Annotated in this window: 15 protein-coding genes and 1 tRNA gene; 9 read left to right on the top strand and 7 right to left on the bottom strand. The window is 70.7% G+C overall.

Annotation, left to right across the window (positions count from 1 at the left end; translation table 11 throughout):
• Both sucB and EAE32_RS11090 read left to right on the top strand, forming a co-directional pair.
• Positions 1–1,083: 2-oxoglutarate dehydrogenase, E2 component, dihydrolipoamide succinyltransferase (gene sucB / locus EAE32_RS11085; RefSeq protein ID WP_121865219.1), on the top strand; the 1,083-nt coding region annotated here is incomplete at its 5' end.
• Between the two features lie 175 nt (positions 1,084–1,258).
• A complete protein-coding gene (locus tag EAE32_RS11090) occupies positions 1,259–1,606 on the top strand; it encodes a hypothetical protein (protein WP_121846361.1) in 348 nt (115 codons plus the stop codon).
• Between the two features lie 153 nt (positions 1,607–1,759).
• Here the strand turns inward: EAE32_RS11090 and EAE32_RS11095 are convergent, their stop codons facing one another.
• A complete protein-coding gene (locus EAE32_RS11095; RefSeq protein WP_124035178.1) occupies positions 1,760–3,979 on the bottom strand; it encodes a protein kinase in 2,220 nt (739 codons plus the stop codon).
• 74 nt (positions 3,980–4,053) lie between these two features.
• Here EAE32_RS11095 and lipB point away from each other — a divergent pair, with 74 nt between their 5' ends.
• The 3 genes from lipB to EAE32_RS11110 all read left to right on the top strand — a co-directional run bounded on the left by lipB (position 4,054) and on the right by EAE32_RS11110 (position 6,797).
• Positions 4,054–4,794: a lipoyl(octanoyl) transferase LipB gene (lipB, locus tag EAE32_RS11100; protein WP_165860510.1), complete on the top strand. Its 741-nt coding sequence runs from the start codon at positions 4,054–4,056 to the stop codon at positions 4,792–4,794.
• Between the two features lie 88 nt (positions 4,795–4,882).
• Positions 4,883–5,890 carry a lipoyl synthase gene (lipA, locus tag EAE32_RS11105; protein WP_121846387.1) on the top strand — a complete coding sequence of 336 codons (1,008 nt, stop codon included), beginning with the start codon at positions 4,883–4,885 and terminating at the stop codon, positions 5,888–5,890.
• Positions 5,891–6,047: 157 nt separating this feature from the next.
• Positions 6,048–6,797, top strand: a complete 750-nt coding sequence (locus tag EAE32_RS11110; RefSeq protein WP_121865221.1) for a DUF4191 domain-containing protein — start codon at positions 6,048–6,050, stop codon at positions 6,795–6,797.
• Positions 6,798–6,819: 22 nt separating this feature from the next.
• On the opposite strand, the gene EAE32_RS11115 is transcribed toward EAE32_RS11110, so the two are convergent.
• Entirely contained in the window at positions 6,820–7,266 is a 447-nt protein-coding gene (locus tag EAE32_RS11115) for an RDD family protein (protein ID WP_121846385.1), read from the bottom strand.
• Positions 7,267–7,493: 227 nt separating this feature from the next.
• Between EAE32_RS11115 and glnA the strand changes: the two genes are divergently transcribed.
• Complete coding sequence (gene glnA, locus EAE32_RS11120) at positions 7,494–8,918, top strand: type I glutamate--ammonia ligase (protein ID WP_121846384.1); 1,425 nt, start codon at positions 7,494–7,496, stop codon at positions 8,916–8,918.
• A gap of 87 nt (positions 8,919–9,005) precedes the next feature.
• Here glnA and mptB read toward each other — a convergent pair whose 3' ends face one another.
• On the bottom strand, positions 9,006–10,574 hold the full coding sequence (gene mptB, locus EAE32_RS11125; RefSeq protein ID WP_424321746.1) for a polyprenol phosphomannose-dependent alpha 1,6 mannosyltransferase MptB: 1,569 nt from the start codon (positions 10,572–10,574) through the stop codon (positions 9,006–9,008).
• A gap of 181 nt (positions 10,575–10,755) precedes the next feature.
• Here mptB and orn point away from each other — a divergent pair, with 181 nt between their 5' ends.
• A complete protein-coding gene (gene orn / locus EAE32_RS11130; RefSeq protein WP_276309568.1) occupies positions 10,756–11,379 on the top strand; it encodes an oligoribonuclease in 624 nt (207 codons plus the stop codon).
• 93 nt (positions 11,380–11,472) lie between these two features.
• A tRNA-His gene (locus EAE32_RS11135) sits at positions 11,473–11,548 on the top strand.
• 157 nt (positions 11,549–11,705) lie between these two features.
• On the opposite strand, the gene yidD is transcribed toward EAE32_RS11135, so the two are convergent.
• Positions 11,706–12,011, bottom strand: coding sequence for a membrane protein insertion efficiency factor YidD (gene yidD, locus EAE32_RS11140; protein WP_121846120.1), 306 nt, complete (start codon positions 12,009–12,011; stop codon positions 11,706–11,708).
• Positions 12,008–13,192, bottom strand: a complete 1,185-nt coding sequence (locus tag EAE32_RS11145) for a zinc-dependent alcohol dehydrogenase (protein WP_121846121.1) — start codon at positions 13,190–13,192, stop codon at positions 12,008–12,010. The genes yidD and EAE32_RS11145 overlap by 4 nt, the downstream gene beginning before the upstream one ends.
• Positions 13,193–13,276: 84 nt before the next feature.
• Between EAE32_RS11145 and EAE32_RS11150 the strand changes: the two genes are divergently transcribed.
• Positions 13,277–14,212 (top strand): SDR family NAD(P)-dependent oxidoreductase, encoded by a 936-nt coding sequence (locus EAE32_RS11150; RefSeq protein WP_121865223.1) that lies wholly within the window; start codon positions 13,277–13,279, stop codon positions 14,210–14,212.
• 6 nt (positions 14,213–14,218) lie between these two features.
• Here EAE32_RS11150 and EAE32_RS11155 read toward each other — a convergent pair whose 3' ends face one another.
• Positions 14,219–15,460, bottom strand: coding sequence for an APC family permease (locus EAE32_RS11155; protein WP_121865281.1), 1,242 nt, complete (start codon positions 15,458–15,460; stop codon positions 14,219–14,221).
• A 99-nt stretch (positions 15,461–15,559) separates the two neighbouring features.
• A complete protein-coding gene (locus EAE32_RS11160) occupies positions 15,560–16,468 on the bottom strand; it encodes an SDR family oxidoreductase (protein WP_121846123.1) in 909 nt (302 codons plus the stop codon).
• Positions 16,469–16,546 lie beyond the last annotated feature (78 nt).

A 16,546-nucleotide genomic window follows, 5' to 3' on the forward strand; every position in this document is an offset into this window, starting at 1 on the left:
ACGACCGCCGATTCCGGGGAGAACACCGAGCAGGCCGCCGAGGTGAAGACCGAGCAGGCCCCGAAGGCCGACACCAAGCAGTCCTCCCACGAGGGCTCCCAGCCCTCCGGTGGCCCCAAGGACGTGGCCGGGTACGTGACGCCCCTGGTGCGCAAGCTGGCCCGCGAGAAGAACGTGGACCTCTCCACCCTCACCGGCACCGGAGTGGGCGGTCGCATCCGCAAGCAGGACGTCCTGGCCGCCGCCGAGAAGGCCGAGAAGGCCACTGCTCCCGCAATCCAGGACACCGGGGCGGACATGGCTCCCGCGGTCTCCACCCAGGGCGCGGGCAAGGCTCCGGCCGCTCCGGCTCCGGACGCCAAGCGCGGCACCACCGAGAAGGCTCCCCGCATCCGCATGACCATTGCCAAGCGCATGCGCGAGTCCCTCGAGGTCTCCGCCCAGCTCACCCAGGTGACCGAGGTGGACATGACCCGAGTGGCCAAGCTGCGGCAGAAGGCCAAGGACCAGTTCCAGCAGCGCGAGGGCGCCAAGCTCACGTTCATGCCCTTCTTCGCGAAGGCCGTGGCCGAGGCGCTGCAGGCCCACCCCGTGCTCAACGCCACGTTCAAGGAGGACTCGAAGGAGATCGTCTACAACTCCTCCGAGGACATCGCGATCGCCGTGGACACCCCCCGTGGTCTCCTGGTGCCCGTGGTGAAGAACGCCGGCGACCTGAACCTGGGCGGGCTCGCCAAGCAGATCGCGGAGCTGGGTGGCGCGGCCAAGGACGGCAGCATCTCCCCGGATGCGCTGACCGGTGGCACGTTCACCATCACGAACATCGGCTCGTTCGGCGCGCTGTTCGACACCCCGATCATCAACCAGCCGCAGGTGGGCATCCTAGGCACCGGTTCCATCGTGAAGCGGCCCATGGTCATCACGGACGCGGACGGCAACGACACCATTGCCATCCGCCACATGTGCTACTTGTCCCTGACCTACGACCACCGCCTGGTGGACGGCGCGGACGCGGGTCGTTTCCTCAGCACGCTGAAGAAGCGCCTGGAGGCGGGCCAGTTCGAGTCCGAGGTGGGTCTCTGAGACCACCCCGCGTCCACGGCCCCGGGACCGGCGAGCAGTCCTCGTGAGCACCGGGGGCCGTGAGCGGTAGGGCAGGCCAGCACAGGGGGCCCGGAGTGTGGAGTGCATCACGCACACCATGCCCCGGGCCCTCGTGCTGCCGGCTCCGGGCCGGGGGCTCGGCTACCCTCGAAGCATGACTTTCCTCCTGAATCTCCTCATCTTCCTGCACATCGTGGGCGTGGCCGTGATCGTGGGCACCTGGTTCTACACCATGAAGCGCCCCACCGTGACCGTGGCGCAGTTCTGGGCCGCCGTCCTGATGCTGGTCACAGGACTGGGCATGGTGGGCTACCACGAGATGAACGGCGGCGACATCAACTACGCGAAGATCGGTCTCAAGCTGGTCATCCTGCTGGTGGTGCTCGTGGCCGCGTTCATCGGCATGCGCAAGACCCGGCGTGGCGAGCCGGTCTCCACGGGCCTGGCCCACGCCGTGGGCGGCATGGCGCTCATCAACGCGGCGGTGGCCGTCTTCTGGTGAGCCCCCACCGGGCCACCCACCCGGCACGTTCCTGACGGACCCCGGTGTCCGCCCCGCCGCAGCGCGGGGCGGACACCGGGGTCCTCTGCCGTCCCGGGCCTGCCGGTCGGAACGGCACCCCCACTCGGCACGCCGACGGGTGGACTCCCCTGGTCACCGACCGTCCGCCACGGGGGTGACATCGGTGAGTTTCCACCCCTCGGGCGTCTGCACCACCGAGATCCGCAGGGTCTGGACCGCCTCCCCGCCCTTCCGCGTCACGTGGGCTCCCGTCGGCACGCCCCCGTGCCATCCCCGCGTCACCACCTCCGTTCGGTAGGTTCGCGTCCTCGCCGCCTCGGCGGGGGACACGTGGGGGCCGCGGGCCGTGCTCTCTTCCCTGAGCTCCACCACGTCCATGCTGATTCCGGAGAAGGCGGTGAATCCCGTTCCACCCGTGTCCTGGGCACCCGCCCGCCGGATGACCTCCCGGTCCTTCGCCGCCAGCCGGGACCCGGGAACGTACACGGAAGCGACCGCGGACTCGTCGCCCGCCGAGAGCGCTGCCGCGCGGGCCGCCACGAGGTCCCGTACGGCCTGCTGCGCTTCGCGCTCGAGGTCCTGCATGCTGGCCCCGGGGGCATGTGGGGCCCCCGAACCGGTGCTCCTGCCGGGGGACCCACGGTCCTGTGCCTGCCCCGAGGATCCGGCCGTCGACTGCGGGGACCCAGGGCGGGCACCACTGGGACGAGGGGTGGGCGTCCGCCCCTCCGATCCTCGCTCCCCGCCCGCACCGGTCTCGTCCGTGGCGGCTCCCGCGGCGCTCTCCCGCCCGAGGGAGGCCGCCGACGACGCCGGGTCCGCCACCACGTCTCCGGGAGCGGCCCACCGGGCCAGCCCCCACACCGTGGCAACCACCACGAGCGCAGCCGCGAGCGCCGGCCACCAGCGGCGTCCCGGGTGCGAGAGCGCCGCCTCGGAGGCCAGGACACCTGCGGAGTGCCCGTGGGAACCGGCCCGCCGGCCACCGTTCCCTCGGACGCGGCCCCCACCCCGGCCTCGGTGGTCTCTCCTCACGTCCCCGCCCCCGGAACTTGAAGGGTGCTCTGCACGGAGTGGCCGCCACACCCGTCGCGAGCGCACCACCGTGCCGTCCGCGCGGATCACCTCCGGGGTCATCCGTTCCTCGGGCCGACGAGGGCGCCGCGGGGGTCCGGGTAGGGGCGCTGCCGCGTCGAACCCCGCAGCGAGTTCGTGTGCGGCGGGCCGTTCGGCGGGGTCGTCGCACAGGGCGGCCTCGAGCATCAGCACCAGGTGGCGCGGGGCGGTGGGGCACATCAGGGTCAGAGGCACGCGGTGGGAGTCGGGCCCGGGCAGTCGTCCCGTGAGGGCGCGCCAGCCCATGACACCCAGGGCGTGGACGTCCTCCGCCGGGCCGAGTCCACCGGTTTCCCCGGATTTCTCCACCCTCCCCGGAAGCGTGGACTCCCCGGGGCTCCGGGGGACTCCGGGGCTCCCGGTCGGGTCTGCACCGGGTGCGGCCGTCCCGCGCCCCGGCCCCGCGGCGTCGTCGTGGGCCCCGGGTGCCGGCACGTCCGGTTCGAGAACGGGCCCTTGCGCCCGAGCCCGGTGCGTGAACGCGGCAGGCGACTCCGGGCGCTCCCCGAGACCCCACGCCGGGCCGGGACAGCGCGCCCCGCTGCGGGCCCCGTACCCGTCCACGAGGACGCCGCGCTCAGGGGTGAGCAGCACGTGCTCGGCCGCGAGCCGCCCGTGCACCCATCCCCGCTCGTGCAGCCGGGAGAGCGCCCGTGCCGCCGCGGCCAGCACCGGGGAGACCTCCTCCGGTGCCAGCCGACCCTCCGAGCGCATGCGCTCGGCGAGCGTGACCCCCTCCGCGTACTCGGTGACGAGCGCCGCGGGGCGGTCTGCCTCCCCCAGAGTGGCACGCACCCTCACGAGATGGGGGTGCTCCTCGCCGGACCACTGCTCCGCGAGCTCGCCGAACCGTGCTTCGAGGACACGGCGCTGCACGGGATCCGCCAGCACGGCGAAGGTCACTGCGAACTCCTCCCGCGTGCTGCGCTCCCGGGCACGCCACGTCCGTGTGCCCTCCCCCTCGCCGAGCCTCTCCTCCAGTTCCAGACCCTCGTGGCGTGACGCGTCGGCCGGGTCCACCGGACCGGCCGTCGTCTCCCCCACGTGCTCCACCGGGTCCGGCGCGGCCGCGGTCGGAGCCGCCGCCCCCGGGGGAGCCTCCGGCTCCCGAGTCTCCCCCGCGGTGCCCCGCGCCGCGAGCACGCGGTCTCGGGCGCTGCGGCGACGTGGCCCCCCGGAGCCGGGGGCGCCCGCGGTCCTGTCACCGGATGTCTGGGGTGGGTGTTCGTGCTGCATGGCACCACTGTGCCCCGTCACCCGTGTGCGCGCTCACGTTATCCACAGGCTGGGCGAGGGGATAGGGTGGATGAATGGCTCTGCACTTCGAACGCATCGGTATGGCCCCTGAGCTAGTGAACTACCGCGAGTGCCTGGACCTGCAGCGGCAGGTCCACCAGGAGGTCGTGGCCGGCACCCGTGGCAACACCGTCCTGATGGTCGAGCACGATCCCGTCTACACCGCCGGACGCCGCACGGAGCAGCACGAGTACCCGTGGGACGGCACAGAGGTGGTGCCCATCGGACGAGGCGGCAAGCTCACCTACCACGGTCCCGGAATGCTCGTGGGGTATCCCATCGTGCGCCTGCCCATTCCCCTGGACGTGGTGCGCTTCGTGCGCGTCCTGGAGGAGGTCATCATCGCCGTGGTGCGGGACTTCGGTGTCCCGGCCACCACCGTGGAGGACCGTTCCGGTGCGTGGGTGCTCGCGGACGAGCGGGGCCCCGACCGGAAGATCTCCGCCATCGGCGTGCAGGTCTCCAAGCGGGCCACGATGCACGGCTTCGCCCTGAACTGCTCCAACGACCTGCGCCCGTTCGGCAAGATCATCCCGTGCGGGATCACCGACGCGGGGGTCACCTCCCTCAGCGAGGAGACCGGGAATCGGATCGACCCCGCGGACGTTGTGGAGCGTATGGAGCAGGAGCTGTCGACCCGTGAGGCAGACCTGTGCGTCCCTTTCGAGCCGGACACGCCGGCTCCCCCGGTGCTCCTGCACCGCCCCGAGCACCGTTCCACAGCACCCGGGGCCACCGCCACCGCGGCGTCCTGAGCCGCCCCGAGAGCCCCAGTCCTGCCCTGGCCCGCTCCCGCGAACCCCGCGGACCGGACCCCGTCAGCGCCACCAGCGAGGAGAACCCATGACCATCGCACCCGAAGGCCGCAAGCTGCTGCGCGTCGAGGCGCGCAATGCCGAGGTGCCCATCGAGAAGAAGCCGTCGTGGTTGAAGAACACGGCCAAGATGGGCCCCCAGTTCACCGAGCTGAAGTCCATGGCCCGCGGCCGTGGCCTGCACACGGTGTGCGAGGAGGCCGGGTGTCCCAACATCTACGAGTGCTGGGAGGACCGTGAGGCCACGTTCCTGATCGGCGGGGACACCTGCACGCGGCGCTGCGACTTCTGCGACATCGCCACCGGCAAGCCCGGCATCGTGGACGTGGCCGAGCCCCGCAAGGTGGCCGAGTCCGTGCGTGACCTGGGGTTGCGCTACGCCACGGTCACCTCCGTGGCCCGTGACGACCTCGCGGACGGTGGCGCATGGCTCAACGCGGAGACCATCCGCGCCATTCACACCATGAACCCCAGCACGGGCGTGGAGATCCTGATCCCGGACTTCAAGGGCCAGCCGGACGCCGTCCAGCAGGTCATCGACGCCCAGCCCGAGGTCTTCGCCCACAACCTCGAGACCGTGCCCCGGATCTTCAAGCAGATCCGCCCGGCCTTCGCGTACGAGCGCTCCCTGGATGTGCTCACGCAGGGCAAGGAGAACGGCATGATCGTGAAGTCCAACCTGATCCTGGGCATGGGCGAGACCGACGACGAGGTTTACGAGGCGCTGTGCGACCTCCACGACGCCGGCTGCGACCTCATCACGCTCACCCAGTACCTGCGCCCGGGCCCCACGTTCCACCCGATCGACCGCTGGGTGAAGCCCGAGACGTTCGTGGAGCTCTCCAACGCCGCCGAGGAGATCGGCTTCCTGGGCGTCATGGCCGGGCCGATGGTCCGTTCCAGTTACCGCGCCGGCAAGCTGTGGGCGCGCGCCATGAAGAAGATGGGCCGCGAGATCCCGGAGCACCTCTCCCACATCGACGACTCCGGTTCCGCCACCCAGGAGGCGTCCTCGCTGCTCGCCCGCCTGGGCTGACGCCCCACCCGCTCCACCGCACGACGACGCCGCCCCGCCCGGGCGGCGTCGTCGTGCCACGTCCCGGGACGGGCGCCGGACGGTGCCGTTCCGGCGGGGCCCGACGGCAGCGGCTAGAATGACCCCGATCCCCTATCAGCGACTGCGAGGAACCACCGTGTCACCAGCCACGTCCACCAAGGCCAAGGCCGCCGAACGCGACCGCAAGCGCGAGGAGAAGCGCCAGCGCAGGGCGGCCAAGGGACCCGGCGTCTTCTCGCAGATGAAGCAGGTCTTCCAGATGACCCGCGAGCGCGAGCCGAACATCCTGTGGTGGATGATCCTGCTGGGCCTCGCCGTGCTCCTGGTGTTCCTGCTGATCGGTGTGGCCCTGGGCAACTGGATCACGTGGCTGCTGATCGGCGTCCCGTTCGCCGTGCTGGCGGCGGTGATCCTGCTGTCCCGCAGGGCGGAGCGCGCCGCGTTCTCCCGCATCGAGGGCCAGCCCGGAGCCGCCGGGGCCGCGCTGTCCACGCTCAAGCGCGGCTGGATCGTGGAGGAGCAGCCGGCCGCCATGGACCCCAAGTCCAAGGACCTGCTCTTCCGCGCCGTGGGGCGCCCCGGCGTCGTGTTCATCACTGAAGGTCCCGTGAACCGTGTGGACAAGCTCGTGACCAAGGAACGCCGGCGCATCGGCCCCGTGATCCAGAACGTGCCGATCCACGTGATCAAGTCCGGCAACGGCGAGGGCCAGGTGCCCCTCAACAAGCTCGCGAAGCAGATGCGCGGGCTGGAGAACAAGCTCACCAAGCAGGAGGTGCAGGTGGTGCACCGCCGCATGAACACCCTGCAGAACCGGCTTCCCATTCCCAAGGGCGTGGATCCCATGCGCGCCCGCCCGGACCGCAAGGGCATGCGCGGGCGCTGAGGCCCGTCATCGCACCATCCTCTCAGCGCACGCGCACCAGGACGGTGTCCACCGCGCGGTCGTGCAGGCCCCGCTGGTCCTCGTCCGCGACGAGCGGCGGGACCACGAGGCACACCAGGAGGGTCCGAACGGCCGCTCTGCCGAATCCGGCGGGGCGGCCGTTCATCGTCTGCACCTGCAGTCCCACGAGCCAGTGCCCCGGGCTGCGGCCGAAGAACCCCACCATCAGCGTGGTGAGCACGAAGAACACGGCCAGGTTCATGAGCCCGGACCCGTTCCACCGGCTCAGGAACACCGTGGCCAGGAGCAGGGACAGCGCCCAGTCCACCAGCAGGGCCACCAGGCGGGCCGGGAACCGGGCGATGGACGCGGGGCCCTCCGGGGGCCGCCCGAGCCGCTGTCCGGGGTGGGGAGGCCCGTCGTGGGGTGCGCCGTCGAGCCACGAGCCCATGTCCTGGCGAGAAATCATGTCCTCACCCTATCGGGCGCCCCCGACCCCGGGACGCAGCCCGACTAGACTGGCGGTCGTCACTGACCGGTCGGCGACCCGCCACGGCCGTTACACGCCTGAAACACGAGTGTGACGGACGGGCAACGCCAGGTTCCTACGCTGGACACCAGAACCGAACGGCCGCGGCTGCTCCTGAGGAGCGCCGCGGCGTCGATCGGACGCCCACAGAGAAGGAGAACAGGTCCATGTTCCAATCAGCCGAAGAAGTTCTGGCATTCCTCAAGGACGAAGACGTCGTGTTCGTCGACCTCCGCTTCACGGACATGCCCGGGGTGCAGCAGCACTTCAACCTGCCGGCCAAGGCGGTGGACGAGGATTTCTTCACGGACGGCCAGCTCTTCGACGGGTCCTCGATCCGCGGCTTCCAGGGCATTGCCGAGTCCGACATGCAGCTGATCCCGGACCCCCAGTCCGCCTTCGTGGATCCCTTCCGCGTGGAGAAGACCCTGGTGGTGACCTGCTCCATCGTGAACCCCCGCACCGGTGAGCCCTACCACCGCGATCCCCGCGGCGTGGCCGAGCGCGCCGAGGCGTACCTGCAGTCCTCCGGGATCGCGGACACCGCCAACTTCGCCTCCGAGGCCGAGTTCTTCGTGTTCGACGACGCCCGCTTCCAGGTGAGCCCCGAGTCCACGTTCTACAAGCTGGACTCCGAGGAGGCGCCCTGGAACAGCGGCCGCAAGGAGGAGGGCGGCAACCTGGCCAACAAGACCGCGGTCAAGGGCGGCTACTTCCCCGTCTCCCCCGTGGACAAGCAGGTGGACCTGCGCGACGCCATGTGCGTGGCTCTGGACGACGTGGGGCTCGAGGTGGAGCGCTCCCACCACGAGGTGGGCGCCTCCGGCCAGGCGGAGATCAACTACAAGTTCTCCACCCTGACCGCCGCGGCGGACGACCTGCTGAAGTTCAAGTACGTCATCAAGAACACCGCTGACGCCTTCGGCAAGACCGTCACCTTCATGCCCAAGCCGGTGTTCAACGACAACGGCTCCGGCATGCACTGCCACCAGTCCCTGTGGAAGGGCGGCGAGCCGCTGTTCTACGACGAGAAGGGCTATGCGGGTCTCTCCGACCTGGCCCGCTGGTACATCGGCGGGCTGCTGGAGCACTCCTCCGCGGTGCTGGCGTTCACGAACCCCACCGTGAACTCCTACCGCCGTCTGGTCAAGGGCTTCGAGGCCCCGGTGAACATGGTCTACTCCCAGGGCAACCGCTCCGCGGGCATCCGCATCCCCATCACCGGCACCAACCCCAAGGCCAAACGCCTGGAGTTCCGCGCCCCGGACCCCTCGTGCAATCCGTACCTCGCGTTCGCCGCGCAGCTCATGGCCGGGCTGGACGGCATCCGCAACCGCATCGAGCCCGCGGACCCCGTGGACAAGGATCTCTACGAGCTGCCCCCCGAGGAGGCCAAGGACATCAAGAAGGCCCCGGGCAGCCTCGAGGAGGCCCTGCAGGCCCTGGAGGAGGACCACGAGTTCCTGCTCGCCGGTGACGTGTTCACCGAGGACCTGATCGAGTCCTGGATCGAGTACAAGCGCGAGTTCGAGCTCAAGCCCCTCGCGCAGGTGCCCCACCCGTTGGAGTTCCAGCTGTACTACGGCGTCTGAGCCACGCCACGCGCACACCGGCGGCCCCGTTCCCTCCTGGAGCGGGGCCGCCGGCGCGTGCGGACCGGGAGCGGGCGACGTCGTCCGCTACAGCACCGGGGGTCGGGCGAGTCCGGCGTCCGGTCCCCGCTGGATGCGGCGGGTGGCCGGGTCCAGGAACCAGAGGTAGAGGCCGTAGCTGAGGGCCAGCAGCGCGGAGATGACACGGGCGGCGATCAGGTTCAGCTCCAGGTACGGGAAGACGTCCAGCTGGTCCGCGACCGCGTAGACCGTGAAGAACCCGGTGATGAAGAACAGCACGTCCGCCTGCCAGTCGTTGCGGATGCCCGTGATGGCGAAGAGCGGGATGAGCCACACCACGTACCACGCCTGGATGATGGGTGCGAGCAGCACGAACGCCGCCATGGACCATGCGAGGCGGCGGAAGATCCTGGAGTCCCGCCCCACGAACATGAGGGTGAGGGTGAGCCCCGCGGCAACGGCCGTGCCTGCGGAGTGCACGGCATGCATCCACGCGGAGCCGTCCAGGCCCCAGGAGTCCGCCACGAGCTGCGCGAAGAGCCCGAACAGTCCCATGGGGGCGTACCAGATGTACACGGACCCGGGCGTGGACACCGCCGAGACCCAGCCGAAGCCGAACCCGTTGACGGCACCCATGATCCCGAGCAGCAGCACGGAGTAGGCGAGGGTCAGCGCCCAGACCACGAACTTCCGACGCCAGGAGGCGTTCCTCCCGGCCCACAGCAGTCCCACGAACGGCAGGAAGACCACCGTGATGGGTTTGATGGCCACGGACAGGGTGACCAGCGTAGTGCCCACGAGCCCGCCCCTCCAGTTGCGCTGCACCGCCGCCGCGTAGGTGCCCAGCAGGGCCAGGGCGAGCATGATGGCGTCGTTGTGGGCGGCGACCACGAAGTTCGTGAGGAACAGCGGGTTGGCCACGGACAGCCACAGCGCCCGGCGGGGATTCACGCCGTGCAGCCGGGCCAGGCGCGGGACGACCCACATGCACGCGATCACGGCCACCACGTTCAGCGCCCGGAACAGCAGCACGGACGCGTCCGGGTCCGCGTGGGTCACGGTGACCACGACCTGCTCGACCCACAGGAACACCGGGCCGTACGGGGGCGGGGACTCCGCCCACAGCTGGTCCGCACCGAGCTGGAAGAAGTTGTCGATCGAGGAGACCCCGGACTCGTAGGGGTTCAGCCCGCTGGCCATCACCCGGCCCTGCCCGATGTACGAGTACACGTCCCGGCTGAACAGCGGCACGCTCACGAGCATCGGGACGGTCCAGGCGGCAATCGCGGTGAGCACCCAGCGGGCGCTGCCCGGCCCCCAGGGACTGAGCTTCTGCCCCAGCCGCAGCCACTCCCGCACCAGGAGCATGGACCCCAGCGCGAGCAGCGCGATGGACACCACCACGCCCAGGGTCTCGAAGCGCATCCACATGATGAGCGGGTTCCGACGCAGTGCCGACACGTTCGCGAGCCACCCCACACCCAGTGAGCCCAGGAGCACGAGAACCGATCCGACCGCGCCCATGAGCACCGTGCGGCGCAACGAGGACGACGTCGCGGGGCCCCCGGGCGTGGGCTGCTCCCCTGCCGCCGCGGCATGCGCCGGACGACGAAACGTCCTGGTCGTGGTGCGCACTGCGGCCTCCCGGGTGGTGGTGGAGCCGGGGCGCTCCACGGCGGCCCGGGCAGGGTGCCGCCGAGGGTGGGGGCGCGGCGGCGAGGTCGGGGCCGATCCTATCGTGCGACGTCGTGAGCGGACCGGACGCGTGCCGTTGCCCCGGGCGGCGGCGCCCCGGGGACGCGATAGATTGGAGGACGTGACGACTGGAAACCGGAGAATCGTGTGGATCGACTGCGAGATGACGGGGCTCTCCCTGTCCGATGACGCGTTGATCGAAGTGGCCGCCCTCGTGACCGACGACGAGCTGAACGTGCTCGGCAGCGGCGTGGACGTGGTGATCCGGCCCCCCGAGGCGGCGCTCGAGCAGATGAACGACTTCGTGCGCACCATGCACGAGAATTCCGGGCTGCTCCCCGAGCTCGAGAACGGTATGAACATGGCCCAGGCGCAGGCCATGGTGCTGGACTACATCCGCGAGTGGGTTCCCGAGCCCGGCAAGGCCCCGCTGGGGGGCAACTCGGTGGGGACGGACAAGACCTTCCTCTCCCGGGACATGCCGGAGCTGGTGGAGCACCTGCACTACCGGATCATCGACGTCTCCACCCTCAAGGAACTCGCCCGGCGCTGGTACCCGCGGGCATACTTCCAGGCCCCGGAGAAGACCGGCAACCACCGTGCGCTCGGGGACATCGAGGACTCCATCGACGAGCTGCGCTACTACCGCCACGTCCTCTTCCCCGGGGATCCGGGCCCCACGTCCGACGACGCCCGCAGAGTCGCGGCCCTGATCCAGGCCTCACCCACGCGCACGGCGCGCTGAGCCCCTCCCGCCGATGCGGGATTACGCCCGGTGGTGCGCTATAGTGGTCGTCGTTGCCCGGAGGGATCGCAGGATTCTTCAACGGGTTGCATGGTGGGCGTAGCTCAGTCGGCAGAGCGCCTGGTTGTGGTCCAGGAGGTCGCGGGTTCAACCCCCGTCGCTCACCCCACGAGATCGGGATGCAGGGCCCGGATCGGCACAGAAGTGTCGATCCGGGCCCTGCATTTTTCCTGTCCGGCAGTCCCCGACCCGGAGAGCTCTGCCCATGAGCAAGCCCCTCCCCCGCACGGACACGCCGTGGAGGAGAGGGGCTGGTCGAGTCCCGGTCAGAACCGGAACGGGATGGGGATGGGCCCGCAGCAGCAGACCCCACTCACGTTGCCACCCGAGCCGAGCAGCAGCGCCGCACGGTAGCAGGCCACGAAACGCGCCATGGTGGGCACGACGCCCCGGATCACACCCTGCTGCGCGACGATGCCCCGCACCGCGGCGGAGCAGGACTGCCCGCCCCGGGCCACCAGGTGCGCGCAGGTGTACCCCTTGCGCGGCGAGAGGTGTCGCTGGTAGGCGCGGATGAGACGGTCCACCCCGCGGCGGGGTGCCGTGGCGGCCCAGCGCTGGACGGCGGTCACGGCTTCAACACCACCTTGATGCAGCCGTCCTTCTTCTCCTGGAACATCTTGTACGCCTCCGGTGCGTCCTCCAGGGACACGTGGTGGGTGGCCAGGGACTCCACGCCCAGGACGTCCTCCGGCTGACTCAGCACCTGCAGCAGCTCGTCGGTCCAGTGGCGCACGTGGCACTGGCCCATGCGCATGGTGATGCCCTTGTCGAACATCTCCATCATGGGCATGGGATCGGCCATCCCACCGTACACGCCCGAGAGGGACACCGTGCCCGCGCGGCGCACGCTGTGGATGGCGGTGTGCAGTGCGTCCAGACGGTCGATCCCGGCGGTCTCGATGGCCTTGCGACCCAGCGGCTTGGGCAGGCGCGCCGCGCCCGCGACGATCTTCTCCGCAATCGGGTTGCCGTGGGCCTCCATGCCCACCGCGTCCAGGACACCGTCCGGGCCGCGGCCGTCGGTCATCTCGCGCAGCGTCTCGGAGACGTCGTCCACCTGGCGCAGGTCCACGGTCTCCACGCCCCAGCTCTCGGCCAGGGCCAGGCGCTCGTCCACGAGGTCCACCGCGATGATGCGCTGCACGCCCTGCAGCTTCGCGGAGCGCACCGCCAGCTGTCCCACGGGGCCGAGACCGAGCACGGCCAGGGTGTCCTCAGTCCCCACGTTCGCGTACTTCACGCCCTGCCACGCCGTGGGCAGGATGTCGCTGAGGTAGAGGAAGCGCTCGTCGTCGAAGTTCTGGGGCAGCTTCACGGGACCGAAGTCCGCGTGCGGAACGCGCACGCGCTCGGCCTGGCCACCCGGCACGGAGCCGTACAGGGAGGAGAAGCCGAACAGGGCCGCGCCGGTGCCCATCTCCCGGATCTGGGTGGTCTCGCACGCCGCGAACAGCCCGCGGTCGCACATCCAGCAGTGCCCGCACGCAATCACGAACGGCACCACCACGCGGTCCCCGGGTGCCAGGTGCTCCACACCGGGGCCCACCTCCTCCACGATGCCCATGAACTCGTGGCCCAGCACGTAGTCCTTCTGCAGGTACGGGCCCAGCACCCCGTAGAGGTGCAGGTCGGAGCCGCAGATCGCAGTGGAGGTCACCCTGACGATCGCGTCGGTGGGGTCCTGCAGGACGGGGTCCGGAACGTTCTCGACCCGGACGTCGCCGAGTCCTTGCCATGTCAGTGCTCGCATTGCCTCAGTCAACCATGATCCGCAGCGGACGGCACCACCCCTCCGGGGGTCCGGCGACTCGTCCGGGCCCGGTAGCGTAGCGGCATGACTGCATCGTCTCGTGTTGCCCTCGTGGCCGGAGCGTCCCGCGGACTGGGAATGCTCGTGGCCGAAGAACTCCTCCTGCGCGGTTACGAGGTCGCCATCTGCGCGCGTGATGCCGCGGAGCTCACGCGGGCCCGTGCCCGGCTGGCCCGTCGCGGCACCGTCCGCGACTACGTGTGCGACGTGGGCGACGCTGAGCAGGTCTCCGGTCTCGTGGAGAGCGTGGAACGCGACCTGGGCCCCGTGGAGGTTCTCATCACCGTGGCCGGGATCATCCAGGTGGGCCCGGTGGAGGGGGTCACCGTGGAGCACGTCCGGGATGCGGTGAACACCATGACCATGGGCCCGGTGCACACGGCGCTGGCGGTCCTGCCGGGGATGCGCGAACGGGGCAGGGGTCGGATCGGCACCGTGGCCTCCGTGGGCGGGCTCGTGTCCGTGCCGCACCTGCTGCCGTACAGCACGGCCAAGTTCGGAGCCGTCGGTTTCACGGAGGGCCTCGCGGCGTCGCTGTCCGGAACGGGTGTCACCGCCACCAGCATTGACCCCGGGCTCATGCGCACCGGGTCTCACGAGCACGCGTTCTTCACGGGGAGCTCGGAGAAGGAGTATGCGTGGTTCGCTCCCTCGGCGTCCCTGCCGGTGCTGTCCATGAACGCGGACCGCGCGGCGCGCCTCATCGTGGACGGCGTACTGGCGGGGCGCCCCGTGGTCCTGGTGGGATGGCTGCCGAAGATCGCGCAGCGCGTGCGCGGGGTGGCTCCCGGACTGACGGTGCGCGCCCTCGGTGTCGCCAACCGGCTGCTGCCTTCGGCCGCTTCCCACCAGACGCACCTCGTGGCGGGTGCCGCCGCCAGGAGACGGCTGGCTTCCACCGTGGTGGACGCACTGAGTTTCCTCGGGAACCGGGCCGCGCGGCGCAACAACGAGCGCTGAGCGTCGTCAGCGCGCCCGCACCCGCACGGCGCGGCAGGCGATGCCCACGACGAGCACGAGGATGCCCACACCCACGGAACCGGCCGGTAGCGTCACCACGAGCACCGTGCACAGCACCGCGCCCGTGACGGGAACGGCCCTCGGATACCGTCGGTGCTCCCCGGTCTGGGTAACCGCGCTGAGATTCGCCACGAGGTAGTAGAGCAGCACGCCGAAGGACGAGAAGCCGACCACCCCGCGGACGTCCACCGTCAGCACGAGGACCACGACCACGAGCGCCAGGGCGATCTCCGCCCGGCGGGGAATCCCGTGGCGGTCGTCCAGCACGGCCAGGGCCCGGGGCAGGTCCGCAGTGCGGGCCATTGCGAGCGACGTGCGGGCGATGCCTGCGACGCCTGCGAGCAGCGCACCCAGGGTCGCTGCCGCGGCCCCTACGCGCACCACGGGGGTGGTCCACGTGAGACCGCCCGCCGCGGCGAGGTCCGCGAGCGGCGTCGTCGTACGGGCGAGCGCATCCGGCCCGAGGACGGTGAGGGCGAGCAGGGCGAGCCCGCCGTAGACGAGCAGAGCGCCGAGCAGCGCGGTCACGATGGCCCGTGGGATGGTGCGGGCGGGATCGCGGACCTCCTCCCCCATCGTGGCGATGCGCGCGTAGCCTGCGAACGCGAAGAAGAGCAGACCCCCTGCCTGCAGGAGCCCGTACGCTCCTCCCGGCGGCGCGGACGCGAACAGCGCAGCCGTGCGCGCGCGGTCGGAGAGTGCACCCGCGACGACCACCACCGCCAGGACCGCGAGCACCACGCCCACCAGGAGCTTCGTGGCGGCCGCCGTGCGTGTCACGCCCAGGCAGTTGACGCTCACGAGCACGATGACGGCGAGCGCCGCCACGGGCCGCTGCCAGGACGCATCGACGGTGTAGGCGGCGAACGTCATGGCCATGGCCGCGCAGCTGGCCGTCTTGCCCGTGACGAAGCACCAGCCGGCCAGGAACCCCGGCCAGGGCCCCAGCCGTTCCCGTCCGTAGACGTAGCTGCCGCCCGCCACAGGGTACTGGGCGGCCAGCTGGGCGGAGGACAGCGCGTTGCACAGCGCGACCGCCCCCGCGATGAGCAGGGAGAGGGGCAACCAGGATCCCGCGGCCGCCGCGGCGGGGGCGAAGACGACGAAGACGCCCGCCCCGATCATCGAGCCCAGGCCGATCGCCACGGCGTCCCCCAGACCCAGGCGGCGCTGCATGGTGGTGGTCATGATGCTGGCCCCGCTCCCGTGCACGTGGTCCCTGGACACGACGACGGGCGGAACGGTGCTACCGTTCCGCCCGTCACGCCGCTCACGATCCTCGAGGGATCAGAAGACCGGCTTGCCGCCGGTCACACCGATCACCGTGCCGGAGACGTAGGACGCCTCCGCGGGGCTCGCGAGGAACACGAACGCCCCGGCGAGCTCCGAGGGCTGGCCCGCGCGGCCCAGCGGGGTGTCGCCACCGAACTGGGGCATCCCCTCACCGGCCTTGGTGGCGGGCTGCAGCGGTGTCCAGATGGGGCCCGGAGCCACCGCGTTGACGCGGATGCCCTTCTCGCCCAGCTCACTGGCCAGGTTGACCGTGAAGTTGTTGATCGCGGCCTTGGTGGAGGCGTAGTCGATCAGGTTCTCGGAGGGGTCGTACGCCTGGATGGAGCTCACGTTGATGATCGAGGAGCCCTCCTCGAGGTAGGACAGTGCCTGCTGCGAGACCCAGAACAGGGCGTAGAGGTTGGTCTTGAAGACCCGGTCCATCTCTTCCGTCTTCAGCCCCTGCAGGCCACCGTCCCGGCGTGCCCACTGGAACCCGGCATTGTTGACCAGGATGTCCAGGCCACCCAGCTTCTCCGCCGCCTGGTCCACGACGCCGCGGGCCTGGCTCTCCTCGCGCAGGTCCGCGGGGAGCAGGACGGCGGTGCGCCCGGCCTTCTCGATCCACTGGCGGGTGTCCTGGGCGTCGGACTCCTCCTCGGGGAGGTAGTTGATGGCCACGTCCGCGCCCTCGCGCGCGAACGCGATGGCCACCGCGCGCCCGATGCCGGAGTCGCCGCCGGTCACCAGGGCCTTCAGGCCTTCCAGGCGGCCGCGGCCCACCCAGTTCTCCTCGCCGTGGTCCGGGAACGGGGTCATGTCGGTGGAGAGACCGGGAGGAGTCTGCTCCTGCTCGGGGAAACCGCCCTCTTCGCCGGCGAGTTCCTGTGCTTTCCTGTCTGCTGCGAACTTGTCATCAGTCATGGAGTCATTGTGCCCCGAGGCGCGGGGTCGTGTCGCCCACCTGCCGGGGTGAAAACCCCGAACCGCGCGTGCCGGACT

The sequence above is a fragment of the Kocuria tytonicola genome, assembly GCF_003687175.1.
Taxonomy (GTDB): Bacteria; Actinomycetota; Actinomycetes; order Actinomycetales; family Micrococcaceae; genus Kocuria; species Kocuria tytonicola.